The 16,226-nt window shown below is 69.4% G+C and carries 16 protein-coding genes; 3 read left to right on the forward strand and 13 right to left on the reverse strand.

Annotated elements, in window-relative coordinates; genetic code table 11:
• The 3 genes from FM113_RS16530 to FM113_RS16545 form a co-directional block, all read right to left on the reverse strand.
• Positions 1–1,069, reverse strand: a 1,069-nt coding sequence (locus tag FM113_RS16530; RefSeq protein WP_087015930.1) for a MerR family transcriptional regulator, incomplete at its 3' end; no start/stop codon positions are given.
• A 4-nt stretch (positions 1,070–1,073) separates the two neighbouring features.
• On the reverse strand, positions 1,074–1,760 hold the full coding sequence (locus FM113_RS16535; RefSeq protein WP_087015943.1) for a HEAT repeat domain-containing protein: 687 nt from the start codon (positions 1,758–1,760) through the stop codon (positions 1,074–1,076).
• 269 nt (positions 1,761–2,029) lie between these two features.
• Complete coding sequence (locus FM113_RS16545; RefSeq protein WP_087015932.1) at positions 2,030–2,623, reverse strand: GNAT family N-acetyltransferase; 594 nt, start codon at positions 2,621–2,623, stop codon at positions 2,030–2,032.
• A 114-nt stretch (positions 2,624–2,737) separates the two neighbouring features.
• Between FM113_RS16545 and FM113_RS16550 the strand changes: the two genes are divergently transcribed.
• Complete coding sequence (locus FM113_RS16550) at positions 2,738–3,550, forward strand: DUF1684 domain-containing protein (RefSeq protein WP_087015933.1); 813 nt, start codon at positions 2,738–2,740, stop codon at positions 3,548–3,550.
• On the opposite strand, the gene FM113_RS16555 is transcribed toward FM113_RS16550, so the two are convergent.
• The 8 genes from FM113_RS16555 to FM113_RS16590 form a co-directional block, all read right to left on the reverse strand.
• Positions 3,547–5,652 (reverse strand): FAD/NAD(P)-binding domain-containing protein, encoded by a 2,106-nt coding sequence (locus tag FM113_RS16555; RefSeq protein WP_087015934.1) that lies wholly within the window; start codon positions 5,650–5,652, stop codon positions 3,547–3,549. The genes FM113_RS16550 and FM113_RS16555 overlap by 4 nt on opposite strands.
• A complete protein-coding gene (locus FM113_RS16560; RefSeq protein WP_087015944.1) occupies positions 5,649–6,686 on the reverse strand; it encodes an ABC transporter substrate-binding protein in 1,038 nt (345 codons plus the stop codon). Before FM113_RS16560 ends, FM113_RS16555 begins: the two co-directional genes overlap by 4 nt.
• A 45-nt stretch (positions 6,687–6,731) precedes the next feature.
• Positions 6,732–7,742, reverse strand: coding sequence for an ABC transporter substrate-binding protein (locus FM113_RS16565; RefSeq protein ID WP_087015935.1), 1,011 nt, complete (start codon positions 7,740–7,742; stop codon positions 6,732–6,734).
• A gap of 65 nt (positions 7,743–7,807) precedes the next feature.
• Entirely contained in the window at positions 7,808–8,653 is an 846-nt protein-coding gene (locus FM113_RS16570; protein ID WP_087015936.1) for an amino acid ABC transporter ATP-binding protein, read from the reverse strand.
• Between the two features lie 11 nt (positions 8,654–8,664).
• The gene (locus FM113_RS16575) at positions 8,665–9,699 is read right to left on the reverse strand and encodes an amino acid ABC transporter permease (RefSeq protein ID WP_087015937.1); all 1,035 of its coding nucleotides are present in this window, start codon (positions 9,697–9,699) and stop codon (positions 8,665–8,667) included.
• The gene (locus tag FM113_RS16580; RefSeq protein ID WP_087015938.1) at positions 9,696–10,256 is read right to left on the reverse strand and encodes a GNAT family N-acetyltransferase; all 561 of its coding nucleotides are present in this window, start codon (positions 10,254–10,256) and stop codon (positions 9,696–9,698) included. Before FM113_RS16580 ends, FM113_RS16575 begins: the two co-directional genes overlap by 4 nt.
• Entirely contained in the window at positions 10,253–11,686 is a 1,434-nt protein-coding gene (locus FM113_RS16585; protein ID WP_087015939.1) for an NtaA/DmoA family FMN-dependent monooxygenase, read from the reverse strand. Before FM113_RS16585 ends, FM113_RS16580 begins: the two co-directional genes overlap by 4 nt.
• Positions 11,683–12,984, reverse strand: a complete 1,302-nt coding sequence (locus FM113_RS16590; RefSeq protein WP_087015940.1) for an LLM class flavin-dependent oxidoreductase — start codon at positions 12,982–12,984, stop codon at positions 11,683–11,685. The genes FM113_RS16585 and FM113_RS16590 overlap by 4 nt, the downstream gene beginning before the upstream one ends.
• 254 nt (positions 12,985–13,238) lie before the next feature.
• On the opposite strand from FM113_RS16590, the gene FM113_RS16595 reads away from it, so the two are divergent.
• Together FM113_RS16595 and FM113_RS16600 are read left to right on the forward strand one after the other, a co-directional pair.
• Positions 13,239–13,763, forward strand: coding sequence for an NADPH-dependent FMN reductase (locus FM113_RS16595; RefSeq protein ID WP_087015945.1), 525 nt, complete (start codon positions 13,239–13,241; stop codon positions 13,761–13,763).
• Positions 13,760–14,332 (forward strand): flavin reductase family protein, encoded by a 573-nt coding sequence (locus tag FM113_RS16600; protein ID WP_087015941.1) that lies wholly within the window; start codon positions 13,760–13,762, stop codon positions 14,330–14,332. The genes FM113_RS16595 and FM113_RS16600 overlap by 4 nt, the downstream gene beginning before the upstream one ends.
• A gap of 30 nt (positions 14,333–14,362) precedes the next feature.
• Here FM113_RS16600 and FM113_RS16605 read toward each other — a convergent pair whose 3' ends face one another.
• Both FM113_RS16605 and FM113_RS16610 read right to left on the reverse strand, forming a co-directional pair.
• Entirely contained in the window at positions 14,363–15,409 is a 1,047-nt protein-coding gene (locus tag FM113_RS16605; protein WP_254909062.1) for an alpha/beta hydrolase, read from the reverse strand.
• A 22-nt stretch (positions 15,410–15,431) separates the two neighbouring features.
• Entirely contained in the window at positions 15,432–16,049 is a 618-nt protein-coding gene (locus FM113_RS16610; protein WP_087015942.1) for a TetR/AcrR family transcriptional regulator, read from the reverse strand.
• Between the last annotated feature and the right edge of the window lie 177 nt (positions 16,050–16,226).

Consider the following 16,226-nt stretch of genomic DNA (forward strand, 5'->3'; position numbering starts at 1 on the left):
CGCGACGGGCACGCCAGCGTCCTGTGACTCGGCGAGCAGCCCTGACAGGTGGGCGATCCCGACCGTGCTGGATCCGGCGTCCGCGTCTGGCCTGCGCCGTGCGGGCGACACGGGGTGCCGGATCTGACGCGCGGGCGCGCAGAATCGCGGTGGCCGGGTCCCCGGGGAGGTCTGCGAGGAGGGCGACGAGGCGATAGCGAGCGGATTCGTCGGCGTGCGTGAGCGCCGCGGCAAGATCCGCGGCCACCCGCTCGGCGTCGCGCTCCCCCGCCGCGGCGAGCCCGGCAATCACGTCCCCCGCTTCGACGTCGTCGCGACCCGCCGCCACCAATTCGAGAAGGGCCGGCACAGCGTCCAGCTTGCCGAGCATCCCGGCGGCGATGGCGGCCCGTGCCCGGACCACGGGATCAACGTGGCCGGCCGCGGCGGCGAGGGCGCGCAGGGCCGCGCGGGATCCGATCTTGCGAAGTCCCTCGACCGCGCGTTGCGCACGGGCGGCCGAGGGATCGCCGAGGGCGCCCCCGAGCAGGGGCACCGCGTCGTCCCCGCGCTGCGCGAGTGCCCAGTCGAGCGCCCCCGCGGCGTTCAGATCTGCCTCCGCGAGCGCCGCCGCCACAACCGGGGAGACGTCCGGGCCGCCAGGCTCGGCCCCGTCGAGCCTGAGCGCCGCGCGGAGCCGCTCCGACGCGTCCGCTGCTTCTAGCCCCCGGAGCATCCCAATCGTCTGTAGCACCTCGGCCCAGTCACCCGGCGCGCTGGCCTGGACCCGTTCCAGGGTGCGGAGCAACTGTTGCTCCCGGTCGATGCGCTCGCGGGCATGGGCCACCAGCTCTGCCACCATTTCCCGGGCGTGGAACGCGGGATCCTCAAGCACCGCGGCGACCTCCTGCAGTCCCATCCCAAGGGTGCGCAGCCCCTCGACGTGGAACAGGCGCTGCATGTCCGCCGCGGTGTAGTCACGGTACCCACCCCCGGTGCGAGCACTGGGCGAAACCAGCCCGATTCGGTCGTAGTGGCGCAGCATGCGGGCGCTGACCCCCGACCGCGCGGCGACCTCGCCAATCGACACGTCCTCAGCCCTCCGTGCGCGGGGCGGATCGCAGGGCCACGGCGCGGCGGGCCTCGAACAGGGCAGCCTCGAACCCCTCCTCGGGGTCCTGCATGATGCGCTCGGTGGCGACCGCGTGCACCCGCGCTTCGGCGTGGCCACCGTGCTGCGCGCGCTCCACTGCCGCCTCGCCAGCCGGCCCGAGCACGGCAAAGGCGCGACTCAGGCTGAGCTGCACATCGCGGTCACCGCGCCCGAACTGGCGTGCGAGCTCCGCGGCGAGTGCTGCGGCATCTGCGGCGGGTACGAGGCCCGCGGCGGCCCGCCAGGCGGCACGGGCGACCTCGTCATCGACGTCGCGAAGGTGATCCACGCGGATCGCAGGCCAGCTCGCCGGATCGCCGATCTTCGAGAGCGTGTGCAGCGCTTGACTGCGCGCTTGCGCGATCGGGGAATTCAACTCGGGGAAGAGCCGGGCCAGCACCTCAGCGTGATCGTGCTGGATGAGCGCCCAGGTCAGCATGTCGCGCACATAGAAGTCAGACTCCGTAGCGCACCGGGCGAGCAAGGGTTCGATGAACGCCGGATCGGGCCGGGTGCCCGCGGTGAGTGCCGCCTGCAGCCGCGCAGATGGATCCGCTGCGGCGAGCGCAGTGCGCAGGCCGGCGGCCTGGTCTGGGTGCGGGTTCGCCTGCGAGTGTTGCTGGGTCATGGTGACCACCTCCACGTCCAGTGAACACCTTGTCACTGTGACAAGGTCAATACCTGGTGAGCACGAAGGCATATTCGCCGAGATCGCAATTTGGCACCGTGGCTGCGGCCCGAATGTGCGCAATTGCGTTCTCGGCGGGTTGGGGGCGGGGATTTAGGGGCAGGGCGGGAGCTTAGGGCAGGCAGGCAGGCAATCAGGCAGGCAATCAGGCAGGCAGGCAAGCAAGCAAGCAAGCAAGCAAGCAAGCAAGCAAGCAAGCAAGCCCGGGGCTACCCCTGGTGGCGGGCGAGGCGGTGCTGCAGGCCGAGCCGGACGCCCGGCCACTCGGGCTGGGTGATCGAGAACACCACAGTGTCCCGGAGGTACCCTTCCCCCTGTCGGTGGGCGCGCAGCACCCCGTCCTGTTTGGCCCCCAGCCGGGCAATCGCCGCCCGCGACTGGTGGTTGTGGAAGTCTGTGCGGAACTCGACCGCGGTGCAACCCCACACATCGAACGCGTGGCCAAGCAGCAGCAGCTTCGACTCGGGGTTGGTCCCGCTCCCCTGGGCGCTCTGCGCGTTCCACGTCGAGCCGATCTCAACGCGGGGCGTCTCGGCTTCAATGTTCATGAACGTGGTCATGCCGATGATCTGCCCGGTGTCGGTGCGACGCGTGGTGAACGGGATCATCGCGCCGCGCTCCTGCAGCGCGAGTCGCCGCTCGATCTCCGCGGCCATGCCCTCGGGCCGCGGAACCAGGGTGTACCAGAGGTCCCACAGCTCGCCATCGCGCACCGCGTCCACCAGGCCATCGTGGTGTTCTGCGGCGAGCGGTTCGAGAGTGACGAGGGCACCGCTGAGGGTGCCGGGGTGTGCAAGGCTCATGGAATCATTCTGCCCGGGGATCGCGCACCGTGAAACTTCCGGTCACATTCACCCGCCACTCGGCACACCGTGATTGTGTGGAGGTACCCTTTCCCACCCACTCAAGGGAGCGCCATGTCCACCACCCACACCACCCAGTTCGCCGACGCCCACGCGGTCTGGCACGCGGAGGTCGAGCGGGCGCGCACAGCCCCGTTTGGCCCGCTCAGCGCAACCGCGTTGCACTGGCTCACGCGCGATCCGGCACCGCTGCCCGGGCTGCCGGGCGTCTGGAGCGCCACCGCCGACGGCCTCGTCACCGTCGAACTCGACGCCGCTGACGGCGTCACGCGGGACGGCGCGGCGGTTTCCGGGACCGTGCAGTTGGGCCCGCTGACGGGAACCGCGGGGACCGCCCTCGCTTGGGGCGAGGTGCAGTTAGAAGTCGCCGCTCGGAGCGGCGGCATCATCGTGCGCCCGCGGGATCCCGCATCGCCGGATCGGATCGCGTATTCCGGAACAGAGACGTTCCCGCCCAGCCCACAGTGGGTGGTCACCGCCCGCTTCGAAGCTGCCGATCGCACCGGGGTTGAGGTGGCATCCGCTGCGGGCACCGATCGCACGCAGCACTACGATTCGCCCGGCCGCGCCGTGTTCCAAGTCGCGGGCACCGAGGTCGCGCTGACCCTGTTCGGTTCCGCAGCTGGCGGGGATCTGCGCGCGATCTTCGCGGACGAGACCGGGACCGACCTCACCTTCCCTGCGGCGCGCTTCGTGGAGGTCACCCCCATCGATGAGTCCACCGTGACGATCGACTTCACCCGCGCCACGAACCCGCCCTGCGCTTACTCGGCCAGTGCCACGTGCCCGTTTCCTCCGCCGGAGAACCGGCTCCCCGTACGCATCGAGGCGGGCGAGCTGCGCCCCGGGGCTGCCGTGCCCCGCTAACGCAGTGCCCCCGAGCTCCGCGCCCCGCCCGGCACGAGCCACGCGTCGACGCCGTTGCGTTCGGAGTGAACCTCACGCGCTGCGTCGAGGATCGCGCGGGCGCAGCGGTCGTGGGTGCGGAACGGGAGCGAGTTGATGCCCGGTCGGGTGAACGCACCGCCCGTCAACCCGGCCACAAACGGGCCGAGCGCGAACTCGCGCCGTGAGCCCGGCACGGCACCGTCGACACCGACTTCGATCTGACCGGTTGTCGACACGGCACCGCTCACGGAGTCAGTGACCGCGAGTTCCCGAAGCCGCCCACTCCGAACAAGCTGGCGCAGCAGCGGATTATCGCTCTGCGCGGCGCGCGCCTCAGGCAGCCAGGCATCGATCAGAATCTGTGCGTCGACGCGAGCTGTGGCAGGCGGCCCGGGAACTCCGGTGACCGCGGACCCGGTCGCGGTGAACAGACCCCGCGCCTCGTCGTGCTCAAGCACGAGGTCACCCCCGAGAAACCGCACCACTCCGGCATCCGCGAGCGCAAGGAGTTCACGCAGTCGGTGTCCGGGCGGGCCACTAGCGAGATAGCTGAATGTGCTGAACCAGCGGCGCGGCAGCGCGTGCGTGCGGCTGCGGGCATTCCAGCGCTCGGGCGAGACCTCGGCGAGTGCGAGGAAGGCGTACAGGCCCGTGAGGAACAGGGCCTGGGTGGCACTGTGCTCGGGGGACGTGCGCACGCGCAGGTCGTCCACGATGTGGGCGATCACCCGCTCGTGCACCGCGTCGCCGGATCCGGCCCTCGGCGCCTGGCGGGGGTCACCCGGCTCAGCAGCGAACGTGAGCGGCCTGTCAAACGCGGCAAGGTCAAAGCGGTCGCCGGGGTCGGGAACGTGCGCGCGAATGAGCCGCGCGAGCGGACCCGCAGCATCAGTGCCAGCACCGGCAGGCACGTCCCCGCCCAGCGTTTCAAGTGCCTCCCGCAGGCGCGGCGCGAAGCTCTCCCAACCCCCGACAACCCGAGCGGGATACCCCGTGAACAGCTCCCGGTAATACCCGGTGACGAGTTCCGCGGCGATCAGCGGCCAGACGTCACGCTCGAAGTCGAGCGGGTCGGTGCGGGCCGCAACAGCCGCGTGAAACTCGGGACCGAGGTACGCAAGCCGCACCGGTTCTCCCACAACCTGACTCGTGATCTTCGACCGGTAGGGAACACCACGGCGTGAGCCAAAGTGCAGGGTCGGTTCCTCTCCGCTGGGCGTGTACGTGAGCGTGCCGCCCGGGCCCTCGACGAAGCGGCCGCCACGCCCCTCGGCGAGCCTGACGCTCAGATCGATCGCCGCAAGTCCCATGCCCCGGACAATCACGTCCGCCCCGGCGGGCACCGCGGACAGGTCGACGTCAGCGGTGAACGCGGGGGCGATGTAGTGCAGCCGGTGACGCTGGGCGAACGCGGCCTGCCGCAGTGCGTCATCCGACGGCTCGGTCCCGTTGTGGCCCAGGGCATAGACCACGAGGTCGGCCTGCAACACTTCCCCGGAGTCGAGCCGCACGAGCTGTGTCCCGGTCTCGTCACTCGCGACGCGGCCGGCGCCTTCGACAGAGACGGCGGTGCCCTCCTGCCAGCTCACCCGCACCGTGTCCGAGGCGCGTCGCAGTGTTTCGGCGAACGCCCAGGCGAGGTACGCGTTGTTGAGCCTGCGTGTGGGGAAGTCGTCGTCGCCGATCTCGGCGATCTCGCCGCGGAGTTCGGAGTCTGCCCAGTCGGGATCCGGAAAGCGGCCCGCGCGGACCCCGCGGACCCACTCGGCAAGCGAGGGGCCCGGGGCCACGGGGCCGTCAATTTGGCAGGACGCATCCGTGAAAAACGCGACATCGCGCAGCATCGAGTTCAGTTTCAGGAGTGGGGACTGGTCCCGACGCCAGATCCGACCGCCGCCCGGCGCGTGCGGATCCACGAGGCGGATATGCAACGACAGTTCGGGCGTGCGCTCAGCGTGGTTCGCGACGATGCGCTCGAGCAGCATCGTGGCACCCGGCCCAGCTCCCACGCACACGATCTGGACCGGTGCCCCGGGCCCGCCCGCGCGCTCGGGCCTCGCCTGCCCCGCCGTGGCCGTCATGGCTTCGGCAGACCGGGCGGGTTGATGAGCGACTCGGTGACAGCTTCTTCGCCCTGACCCCAGCGCTGAAGCACCTCATCGTAGGTCCCCGAGTCGATGAGCGATTGGATCACGAGGCCGACGGGCTCGACGAGGCCGTTGCCCTTCGCGGTCACCGCCCCCACTTGCCCGTTGACCGGATACGCACTGTTGAAGCTGCCCACCACCCGCGTCTCGCCGAGGGTCGTGGCCCGGAATGTCGCGAGGGCGTGGGGGTCGATACTCACATCGGCACGTCCGGAGGCCAGCGCGAGGGATCCGGCCGCCGAGTCCTCGAAGTAGACAGGTTCGCCGGGGTCGATCCCGGCGGCCTCGTTCTGTGCAAACCAGTCGAGCAGGAACTTCTCCTGGTTGGTGCCGCTGCCCACGATGACGCGCAGTCCCGATACGTCCTTCGGTTCGGAGATCTTCGTGATCTCTGAACCCGCTGCGACGGAGAAGCCCATGACCGCATCGCGGTAGGTGGCGAAGTCGAACAGCTCCTTGCGTTCCTCGGTGACTCCCACGTTGGTGAGGGCGAGATCGTATTTGCCGGATTCGATGCCGAGCGGCCAGTCCGCCCAGGCCACGTTCTCGGGGGTGTATTCGAGCCCCAGGCCCTCGGCGAGCAGCGAGGCGAAGTCGGCGTCGCTCCCGATGATCGTCTGCGCGTCGTCCTCCGCAAAGAACGATGTGGGTGGGGATCCTGCGCCGCCTAGGGCAACAGTCAGTTTGCCGGCTTGCACGGGCGTGAAGCCGCTTGCCTTGAGCGCCGCAACAGCCTCGGGTACGGCGTCGATGTGCGGCCGGGTGTCGAGATTCCCGGTGGTGAGGTCAAACGGTGCCTCGGCCGCGGCGGGCGCACTCGGCGCTCCAGGTGCCGCAGTGCTGCACCCGACGAGCCCGACAAGAGCGAGCGCGAGCCCCGCGGTCGCCGCGAGGCGGAGCGCGGAGCGGGACCGGGCTGGTGCCGATGGTGTGGGTACCGACGGCGCTGGGGTAGACGGTGGTCGCATGGTCATGAGTGAACGTCTCTTCTCGTGAAAGTTGTTGCGGCCGGGTTACGGACGCGGGAGTCCGGGCGGGTTGACGCGCGATTCCGCCACGCTCTCGTCGCCGAGATCCCAGCGGTCGAGGGCCTTGGCGTAGGTGCCGTCGGCGATGATCGTGTTCAGCACGATGGCGACCGGGTCGATGAGCCCGTTCCCCTTCGCGGTGGTCACGCCGATCTCGGCGTTCTCCGGGAACCCGCCATTGACGGTGCCGACGATCTTGGATTCGCCGCTGACCGCGGCGGCAAACGCTGCGGTCGGGTTTGGCCCGAAGAGGGCGTCGACCCGACCGGAGGCGAGGGCGAGCTGCGCCGCGGCGTTGTCTTCGAAGTACACGGGTTCCCCGGCGGGAAGCCCGTTCTTCTCGTTCTCCGCAAACCAGTCGAGCAGGATCTTCTCCTGGTTGGTGCCGCTGCCCACAACAACCTTGAGCCCCGCCACGTCTTTCGCCTCGCGGATCGCGTCGATCTCGCTGTCGTGCTGCACTGAAAAGGCGACGATGTCGGTGCGGTGCGTGGCGAAGTCGAACAGGTCCTTGCGTTCTTCGGTCACAGTGACGTTGGATACGACCGCGTCGTACTTGCCCGATTCGACGCCCAGCGGCCAGTCGGCCCACGCCACGTTTTCGGGAGCGTACTCGAGGCCCAGGCCATCGGCTACAAGCTGAGCAATGTCTGGCTCGATGCCCAGTAGCGTCTGGTTGTCGTCCTCGGCGAGGAAGCCGAGGGGCGCCTCGTAGGCGGAGTGTGCGACTGTGAGTTTGCCGGCTTGGATCGGGGTAAAACCGCTTGCTTCGAGCGCTGCGACGGCCTCGGGAATCGGATCGATGTGGAGTCGCTCGTCGGCGTTTGCGCTTGTGAGATCAAAGGGGGACTCCCCAGCGACGGGTGCCGCACCCGGTTCAACGGCACCGGCGGTGGAATTGTCGACGACCGCGCTGCAGGCGGTGAGCCCCAGCAGGGCGAGCGCGGTCAGGGCGGGGAGCACGACGCGGGCGCGTCGGCGGAGGGGTGTGTGCATGGCTTCGCTTTCGGTTGGGACACAAATGGGGAACAGCAGTACTGGGAGCGGTGCTCGGGGCCGGATCAGATCACCCAGTCGAGGAACTCCTGGGTGCGGGCCTCTTCCGGAGCACGGAGCACCTGGGCTGGCGGGCCCTGCTCGACGACGCGACCCGCATCGAGGAACACAACGTGGTCGGCGATCTCGGCGGCGAAGCCGATCTCGTGGGTCACGATGATGAGGGTGGTGCCGCTGTGCGCGAGGTCGCGGATGACGCTGAGGACCTCCGCAACAAGCTCGGGATCGAGCGCGCTTGTGGGCTCGTCGAAGAGCAGCACGTCCGGGGTCAGGGCGAGCGCTCGCGCGATCGCAACGCGCTGCTGCTGACCGCCGGAAAGCTGGCGCGGATAGTGGTCGGCGCGGTCGGCAAGACCCACGCGTTCAAGCAGGGTGCGGGCCTGCGCGATTGCGTCCTGGCGGCTCGCACGTTTCACGCCGATGGGTGCCTCAATGATGTTTTCGAGGGCCGTCAGATGCGGAAAGAGGTTGAAGTTCTGAAAGACCATGCCCACGCGCGTGCGCCGCTGCAATACCTGCTTCTCCGGCAGCTCGTGGAGCACACCGCCGCGGCGTTCGTAGCCGATGTAGTCGCCGTCGATCGTGATCGATCCGGCGTCGATTGTTTCGAGGTGGTTGATCGCACGCAGGAGTGTGGATTTGCCCGATCCCGAGGGGCCGAGCAGGGTGATCACCTGCCCGGGCTCGACTCGGAGCGTGATGCCGTGGAGCACTTCCTGGTCTCCGTAGGACTTGTGCACGTCGGTGATCTCGACGAGGCCGGTGCGGGGGGCTGGATCCGCGATGGGTGCCCGCTCCGGCACCGATGCGACCGGATCGCGCGTGGTTTCTGCGGTGGCGTTGAGTGTCATGATCGCTCCTCCTAGTGGGCGCTCGTGTTGAGCGCGGCGACGGTGTGAGTAGAGATGCCGCCGGTGGTGGCCGTGGGCGCGGAGGTCCCATCGGGCCGACGCAGGCGAGTGGCGGCCGAGCGCACGGTGCGCCTGATCTTTTGCAGCGGGGTCGGGGGCAGCTCGCGGGCGGTGCCGCGCGAGAAGCGGCGTTCAATGTAGTACTGCGCAACACTCAGCACGGTGGTGAAGATCGTGTACCAGACTGCGGCCACGAGGAGCAGCGGCACGACCTGCTGGTTGCGGTTGTAGATCACCTGCACTGTGTAGAACAGCTCGGGCAGGGCGACGATGAACACCACCGAGGTGCCCTTGAGGAGGCCAATGATCTCGTTGAAAGCGTTCGGCAGGATCGCGCGGGCAGCCTGGGGCAGCACGATGCGGAAGAAGCGGCGGCTGCGCGGGATCCCGAGCGCCTTCGCGGCCTCGATCTGTCCCTGGTCCACAGACAGCAGCCCGCCTCGGATGATCTCGGCCGAGTACGCCGCCTGGTGCAGCGAGAGCCCGAGGATCGCGGCGACAGTGGAGGAGAGCAGCCGCACCGTGTCGAACTCGACCACCCAGAAGTCGTAGCTGAACGGCCAACCGATCCCGAGCGTCGGGAACAGATAGCCCAGGTTGAACCAGATGACTAGCTGCACCACGAGCGGCACTGAGCGGAAGAACCAGATGAAACCCCACGCAAACGAGTTCAGGAGCGCGGATCCCGAAAGCCGGGCCAGTGCGAGCACGCCACCCAGCACAAAGCCGATCACGGCGGAGACCGCCGTGAGCCAGAGCGTGAGCCACAGCCCGCGCAGCACGGCGTCGTTGAAGAAGTACTCGGCAAACACGGGCCAGCGCCACTGCGGGTTCGAGAAGAACGTCCACACGAGCTGCGCCAGGAGGAACACGGCCACGGCGCTGAACGCCCAGCGCCACCAGTGGCGCAGCGGCACGACCGGTTCCGTGGCCTGTGTGGCCGCCCGGTTCACCACCGCCGGTGGGGCGTCGAGTGTCGCGGTCATTGTCGGGTCTCCTTTGTGGGTGCGGGATCGTGCGTGGGCACCGCTGCCAGCCGCGGTTCGAGGTCTTTGGTGAACGGGTGCACGCCGATCTCGGCAGCGGGGCGGGCGGGATCGAACTGCGGCGTGTAGCCGGTGGCCAAGTAGAGGGCCACGGCCTCGGGTTGACGCGGACCGGTCGTGAGGAAAACACGCTCGTAGCCGAGTCGACTCGCCTCGCGTTCCAGCTCCGCAAGCACCCGCTTGGCGAGGCCGCGACCGCGGAGGTCTGCGCGGGTCCAGATGCGCTTGAACTCCGCGGTCCGCTCGTCGAAACGCATGAAGGCACCGCCGGATATTGCTGCCCCGTCCGCGAGGAGGAGTAAGAAGCTCCCGTGCGGGGCGACAAACGCCGCCTCCGGGTAGCGATTCAGCTCCACCGCGGCGGGTTCGCCAAACACCTCAACGCCGTAGCGGGTGTCGTACTCGCGCTCGAGGTCGGCGAGCAGCGGTGCGGCGAGCGGATCGCTCGGGCGCACAAGCCGGACCACCACGGTGTCGGCCAGCGGTGCCGCGCTCATGCCCCGACTCCCGCTGGCACGCGCTCCCCCGCAGGCTGCCACGCAACGTGCGGCGGCTGGGGCAGCCCCAGGGTGCGCCGCAGCGTGGGATTCGCGCCGGTTTCGGGGTCGGTCTCGTAGCGGGTGCGGAACACACCGCGTTCTTGGAGCACCGGCACCACTCGATCCACGAACTCGTCGAGCCCGCCCGGGGTGAGATGCGGCACGAGCACAAAGCCATCCGAGGCCCGCTCCTGCACCGCGCGGTCGATTGCGGCCGCGACAGTGTCGGGTGAACCGACAAAGGTGTGGCGGGCAGTCTCGGCGGCGACAAGCTCACGCAGCGTCAGCCCTTCAGCAGCCGCCCGAGACCGCAACTGCTCGGCTCGCGCCACGCGATCCGCCACCTGGGTGGAGACCTGCCCCTGCCGCTGCTGGCCGTCGCTCGGGTCCGAACGCGGAAGCGATCCGTCAGGGTCGAGCCCCGGCAGTTCGTGCCCCCAGATCGCTTCGACCCAGGCGATCGCGGTCTGCGGCGTTGTCTGCGCGAGCGAGATCTCACGCGCCCGCTCCACGGCGTCCGCGTCGGTGTCGCCGAGCGCAAACGTCGCCCCGGGCAGGATCAGGAGCGAGTCCTCCGTGCGTCCCACCCCGGGGAGGCGACCCTTGACGTCGCTGTAGAAGGCCTGCCCCTCGGCGAAACTCGTGTGTCGCGAGAAGATGATCTCCGCGTTCGCCGCTGCAAAGTCGCGCCCGGCCGGTGAGTCCCCGGCCTGCACGATCACGGGGAAGCCCTGCGGGCTGCGCGGGACCGTGCTTGTAGCCGCCACGGAGAATTGCGGGCCCGTATGGGTGACGCGGCGTACACGTTCGGGGTCGATGTACCGGCCACTGGCGCGATCTGCGACAATCGCCGCGGCGTCCCATGAGTTCCAGAGCTCCTTCGCCACAGCGACGAACTCCTCAGCCCGGGTGTACCGCTCGGCGTGGGGCAGGTACCCTCCACGCCGGAAGTTGGCACCGTGGAACGCGTCGGAGGTCGTGACCACGTTCCAGCCCACACGCCCGTTCGACAGGTGATCGATTGTGGCGAGCTGGCGGGCGAGCTCGAAGGGCTCGTTAAAGGTGCTCGTGAGCGTGCCCACGACCCCGATGTGCTGGGTCACCGCAGCCATCGCGGTGATCACCGCGAGCGTGGCAGGGCGCCCGGCCACGTCGAGATCGTGAATCTCACCGCCGTGCTCACGCACCCGCAAGCCCTCGGCGAGAAAGACATAGTCGAAGAGCCCGCGCTCCGCGGTCTGCGCGAAGTGCCGGAACGAGGCGAAGTCGATCTGGCTTCCGGCTGCGGGATCGCTCCACACAGTGGCGCTATTGACGCCAGGGAAGTGGGCTACCAGGCGCACCTGGCGCTTGGCGGGGGTCGCCGATCGTGCCGATTCGGTGCTCATGCTGCGGTCTCCTCAGTGCGGGGCGTGCGGGACGGGACGGGGGCGAGCCCGAAGCGCTCGCGGAGGGCCTGCGGCTGCGGCGCCGCGGCGGCTTCTGCGTGCGCAGCGGCGAGGCCGCGTGCGCGGAGCGCCGGGAGCAGATCCTCGACGATGCGGCCGAGGTCGCCCGGCAGCGTCAGGGGCCGCAGGCGGACTCCGTCAACCCCGGCAGCGTGCCACTCGGCGATCAGCTCGATGATTTCGGCGGCCGATCCGGCGACGATGCGGGCGTCACTCTCGAGGGTTTCACCGGCGAGATCATTCAGGCGTTCGAGGCGGGCCGCCCCCGTCTCACCCGGGGTTTCGGAGTCAGCGTCCAGGGTGATCACGAGATCAGCGACGATGCGCAGCGGTGCGAGCCCGCGCGCCTGGCGGTCGACGGTCTGCTCGGCCGCGCGAACCTGAGCGACAAGCTCGGCCACCGAGGCCCCGCGCGACGCGCCGGCTCGCACGGACTCGCTCTCCGGGGTGATGAACACGACGTCTGCGGCGCGGGCAGCGAGCTCGTGCACCCGAGGCGAGTGCGACAGCACAGTAATGGGGAGGTGTCCCTGCGGCGAGCGCGGCACGATAGACGGCCCCACCACCGAGAAGTGCTCGCCCACAAAGTTGATGTGGTGAACGCGGTCTCGGTCGAGGAAGCGGCCGGTAGCGGCGTCTCGGATCTCAGCGTCAGCGTCCCAGCTCGCCCAGAGCCCCCGGGCCACCTCGGCGGCCTCGGCGGCCTCGTCGAGGAGCGCGTCGAGGCCGGGGTCGGGCTCCCCCGCGATGACGCGGGCAGTTTCGATGCTCGGGGCCGGGCGACGGCCGAAGGCAGCGGCGGCGGCGTGCTCGGGTGAGATGCGCAGGTGCCAGCCGCCGCGTCCCTCCGACACGTGGTCGAGAGTTTGCAGCGCGGTGGCAACGTGGAACGGCTCGGTGTGAGTGACGGTGACTGTGGGGATCAGCCCGATGGCTCGGGTGTGGGGCGCGGCCCAGGTTGCGGTCAGGAGCGCGTCGAGGCGTCCGGCGACACGGTCTGGGCGTGGCGATGCGGGTGACGAACTCAGCGCCCCGGTACCTGGCACGCTCAGAGCGTCTTCGATCGTGACGTAGTCGAGGCCACCGGCCTCGGCGGTCTGCACGAGTTCGGTCCAGTAGGGAGCGGTGAACAGATCCTCGGCTCGGGCGTCGGGCTCGCGCCACGCGGCCGGGTGCCAACCGGCCCCGTCGAGGGCGATCCCGACCGAGAACGGTGTGGGTTGAGTTATGGGAGACATGCGGCGAGCTTATGAGTAGCCCACGGGGTCATGTCCAGCAATGTGACGAAGAATGACCGTTACGCAATGTTGCAGGACCCCGACATCGCCCCCAGCGCTCGACCTACACTGGCTCCAGTTCCGCGGGATGAGATCCCTCGGCGACTCCGCGACAACACACCGTGGATCATGACCCATCTGCCGTGGCGCCGCGCGCCACTCACGGACAAGCGTCGAGCACGCAGCTGCGCGCCCGGCGCGAGAAAGGGATCCCTGTGTCCACAATCTCCGTCATCGTCGGAAACCCCAAACCCCGCTCCCGCACGCGCCAGATTGCCGAGGAGCTTGCCGGGCGCATCGCCACCCACACCGGCGCCACCCCGCACCCCACAATCGACCTCATCGATCACGCGGCATCGCTGTTCACCTGGCCGGCCCCGACGCTCGATCCGCTGCTGGACCAGCTCCGCACCTCCAGCTACGCGGTGATCGCGACGCCGACCTACAAGGCAAGCTACACCGGCCTCCTCAAGTCATTTCTCGACCGCTATCCAGCGCGCGCACTCGACGGGGTGACCGCAATCCCGGTCTTCACCACCGCCTCCGACGAGCACGCTCTCGCCGTGGAGTTCACCCTGCGTCCACTGCTCGTCGAGCTCGGGGCGAGCGTGCCCACCCGCGGCCTCGCCTTCCCCACCCCGAAGTTTGATCGCCGCGACGAGGTGCTCGACGAATGGTTCGCGAGCCAGGGCCGGCTCCTCGACGGCGCGGCGACCGCACGAACGGCGGTCCACGCATGAGCCCCGACACGGCGACGCACGCCACGAGCCCCGCGACTCCGGGTGTCGCCCCGGACGCCGCCGCGCCCGCGGCTGCCCACACCCTCCCCTTTGACGACCGCAGTTACCGAGACGTCATGGGAAGCTTCGCCTCCGGGGTCACAGTGATCACCACGCAGGGCCTTGACGGCCCCGTCGGCTTCACCTGCCAGTCGTTCTACAGCGTGTCCATCGACCCGCCACTCGTCTCGTTCTCGATCGCGCGCACCTCCCGCAGCCTTAGCGCGGTCCGGGCCCACGGGCGCGTCGTCGTCAACTTCTTGAGCGCGCAGCAGCAGCACCTCAGCGGGCAGTTCGCCCGATCCGGTACCGACAAATGGCAGGGGGTCGAGTGGACCCCGTCAGTGAGCAACGGGGTTCCCACGCTCGAAGGGGTCACTGGTTGGGTCGCCGGCGACATCGAACGCGAGATCGAGGCGGGTGACCACCTCATCTTCCTGGTGCGGGTGAGCGGCATCTCAACCGACCCGGATCGGGCCCCGCTCCTGTTCTACCGTGGCGCGTATCGCGAGCTGGAGTACATGATCTGAGCCGTTGGGGTGCGGGGTCGCCGGAATGCGCTAGGAGAGCACCCGGCGCAGCTCGCTCACAAAGCTGTCGATCGTGGCGTTCGCGTCCGCCAGCGCACGGGCCGACTCCTCCGGCCGATTCATGTAGCCGTGTACGGTGCCTGGCTGGATCGCCTCGCTGACGGGCACTCCCGCGGCGCGGAGCTGTTCCGCGAACTGCTCCCCCGAGGTGCGCAGATCGTCGGCGTCTGCGTGCACCATCACGGTGGGCGGGAGGCCGCGCAACCGCTCCGGCGGAAGCTCCCCGGCGACAAGCGCCGCCGTGGCTCCTGCGTCTGCCGCACCCTCGCCCAGGTAGAAGGCGTACATCTCTGCGATCCGCTCCGCATCAAAGCGGCGCTGTTCCGGGAGCCCCGCCGTCGCCGCGGCCACCGCCGCGTCGGGCCGCTGCACCCGATGCAGCGTGGGGTACTCGAGCAGGAGCGCGTCCACCGCGCGATCCAGCGCTGCGACCGTGGCGAGATGCGCACCCGCACTCGCGCCACCGACAACAAGCGGCATATCCGGTTCGGCGCGTTCGGCCGCCCAGTCGAGGACCGCGGCGACGTCGTTCGCGGGAGCGGGCGCCTTGACGACCTCACTCGCGAGCACATAGTCGACCGAATACACCCGCACCCCGGCCTCTGCGAACTGGCGCGCAACCCAGTCGGCCTCCGGCCAGTCGAGGGTGCCGCGCACAAACGACCCACCGTGCGCCCAGACGAGGGTGGCCCACGGCCGCCCTCCAGCCTCAATCGCGGGTTCGTAGCTGCGCAGCTTCACCCGTTCGGAGCCCACACGGTTCGGGTGGGCAGGGTTCGGGGGTGCAGGGTTCGGGTGTGCAGGGGCACGATCCGCCGCCGGTCCCGCGATCTCGATGTTCGTGACCTGCACGGTGCCGCTCCTGTTCTGTGCGAGATCCGCCGCGGCCTCGCTCGCTGCCGGTGCGCACCCCAGTACCGCCGCGGTGAACCCCAGAACCACACAGCTTTCCAGGACGCGGCGCGTCCGTGACACGCTCACCAGAGAGCGGTGCCCCCCGAGGCGGTGTGCGATCACGCCCCCAGTGTAGGCGAGTCGGCTACGCTCCGGGCAACCGAGACCGCACGCCTGCGATCACGAAGTCGAGGCCGCGTTCAAACACGCGGCGATTGCGCTCCACACCGACAGGGTGCCGCCGGATCAGCGCTCCCAACTCGGGGCCCGTGTGATCGGGGTCGAGGATCGCCTCGGGTGAAAGCGCGTCGAGCGCCGCACCGAAAGTGAAAGCGTCGATCACTTCGATCGTGGTGAGGACCTCGTCCTCCGGGAGCCCGGCCTCGTGCAGCGCGTCCGCGATCGCACTGTAGAACCGGAGCACGTCAGGCTCATCGATCACCACGGTGAGCATCAGCTGCAGCACCCCGGGGTGGTCGGCATACATGCGCCACGTCAGCTCGACCTCGCTGCGGATCCGCCGCTCCCACCCGCCCCCCTCCGGGAGCTCCGGTGCCGCCGCGACGTACTGTTCGACAAGCACCGCGCGCATGGCCCGGATCACGCCGTCGCGCCCGTCGACGTGGTGGTACAGCGACGACACGCTCACTCCGAGCCGCTTGGCGAGCGGCACGAGCTGCAACTCGTGCCCGGCGGCGACGTGATCGATTGCCGCCCGGCCGATGATCTCTCGGCTGAGCAGAACGGTGCGCGGTCTCGCCACGGGACTCCTTCGGTGGGTGTGCTTGACAGATCCTCTCACAGGAGGCACGATGAATCTCAGTTAACCGAAACTGTTTCGATTAATCGCGGCCGCGCGCCGCGCACCGCCAGAGCCGTCGGAGAAGAGCCCTGTGAATCCCACCCAACCGCGTTCCGCCGCCCCCGCGCCCCGCCCCGC

The organism is Leucobacter sp. 7(1), from assembly GCF_900163635.1.
GTDB lineage: Bacteria > Actinomycetota > Actinomycetes > Actinomycetales > Microbacteriaceae > Leucobacter.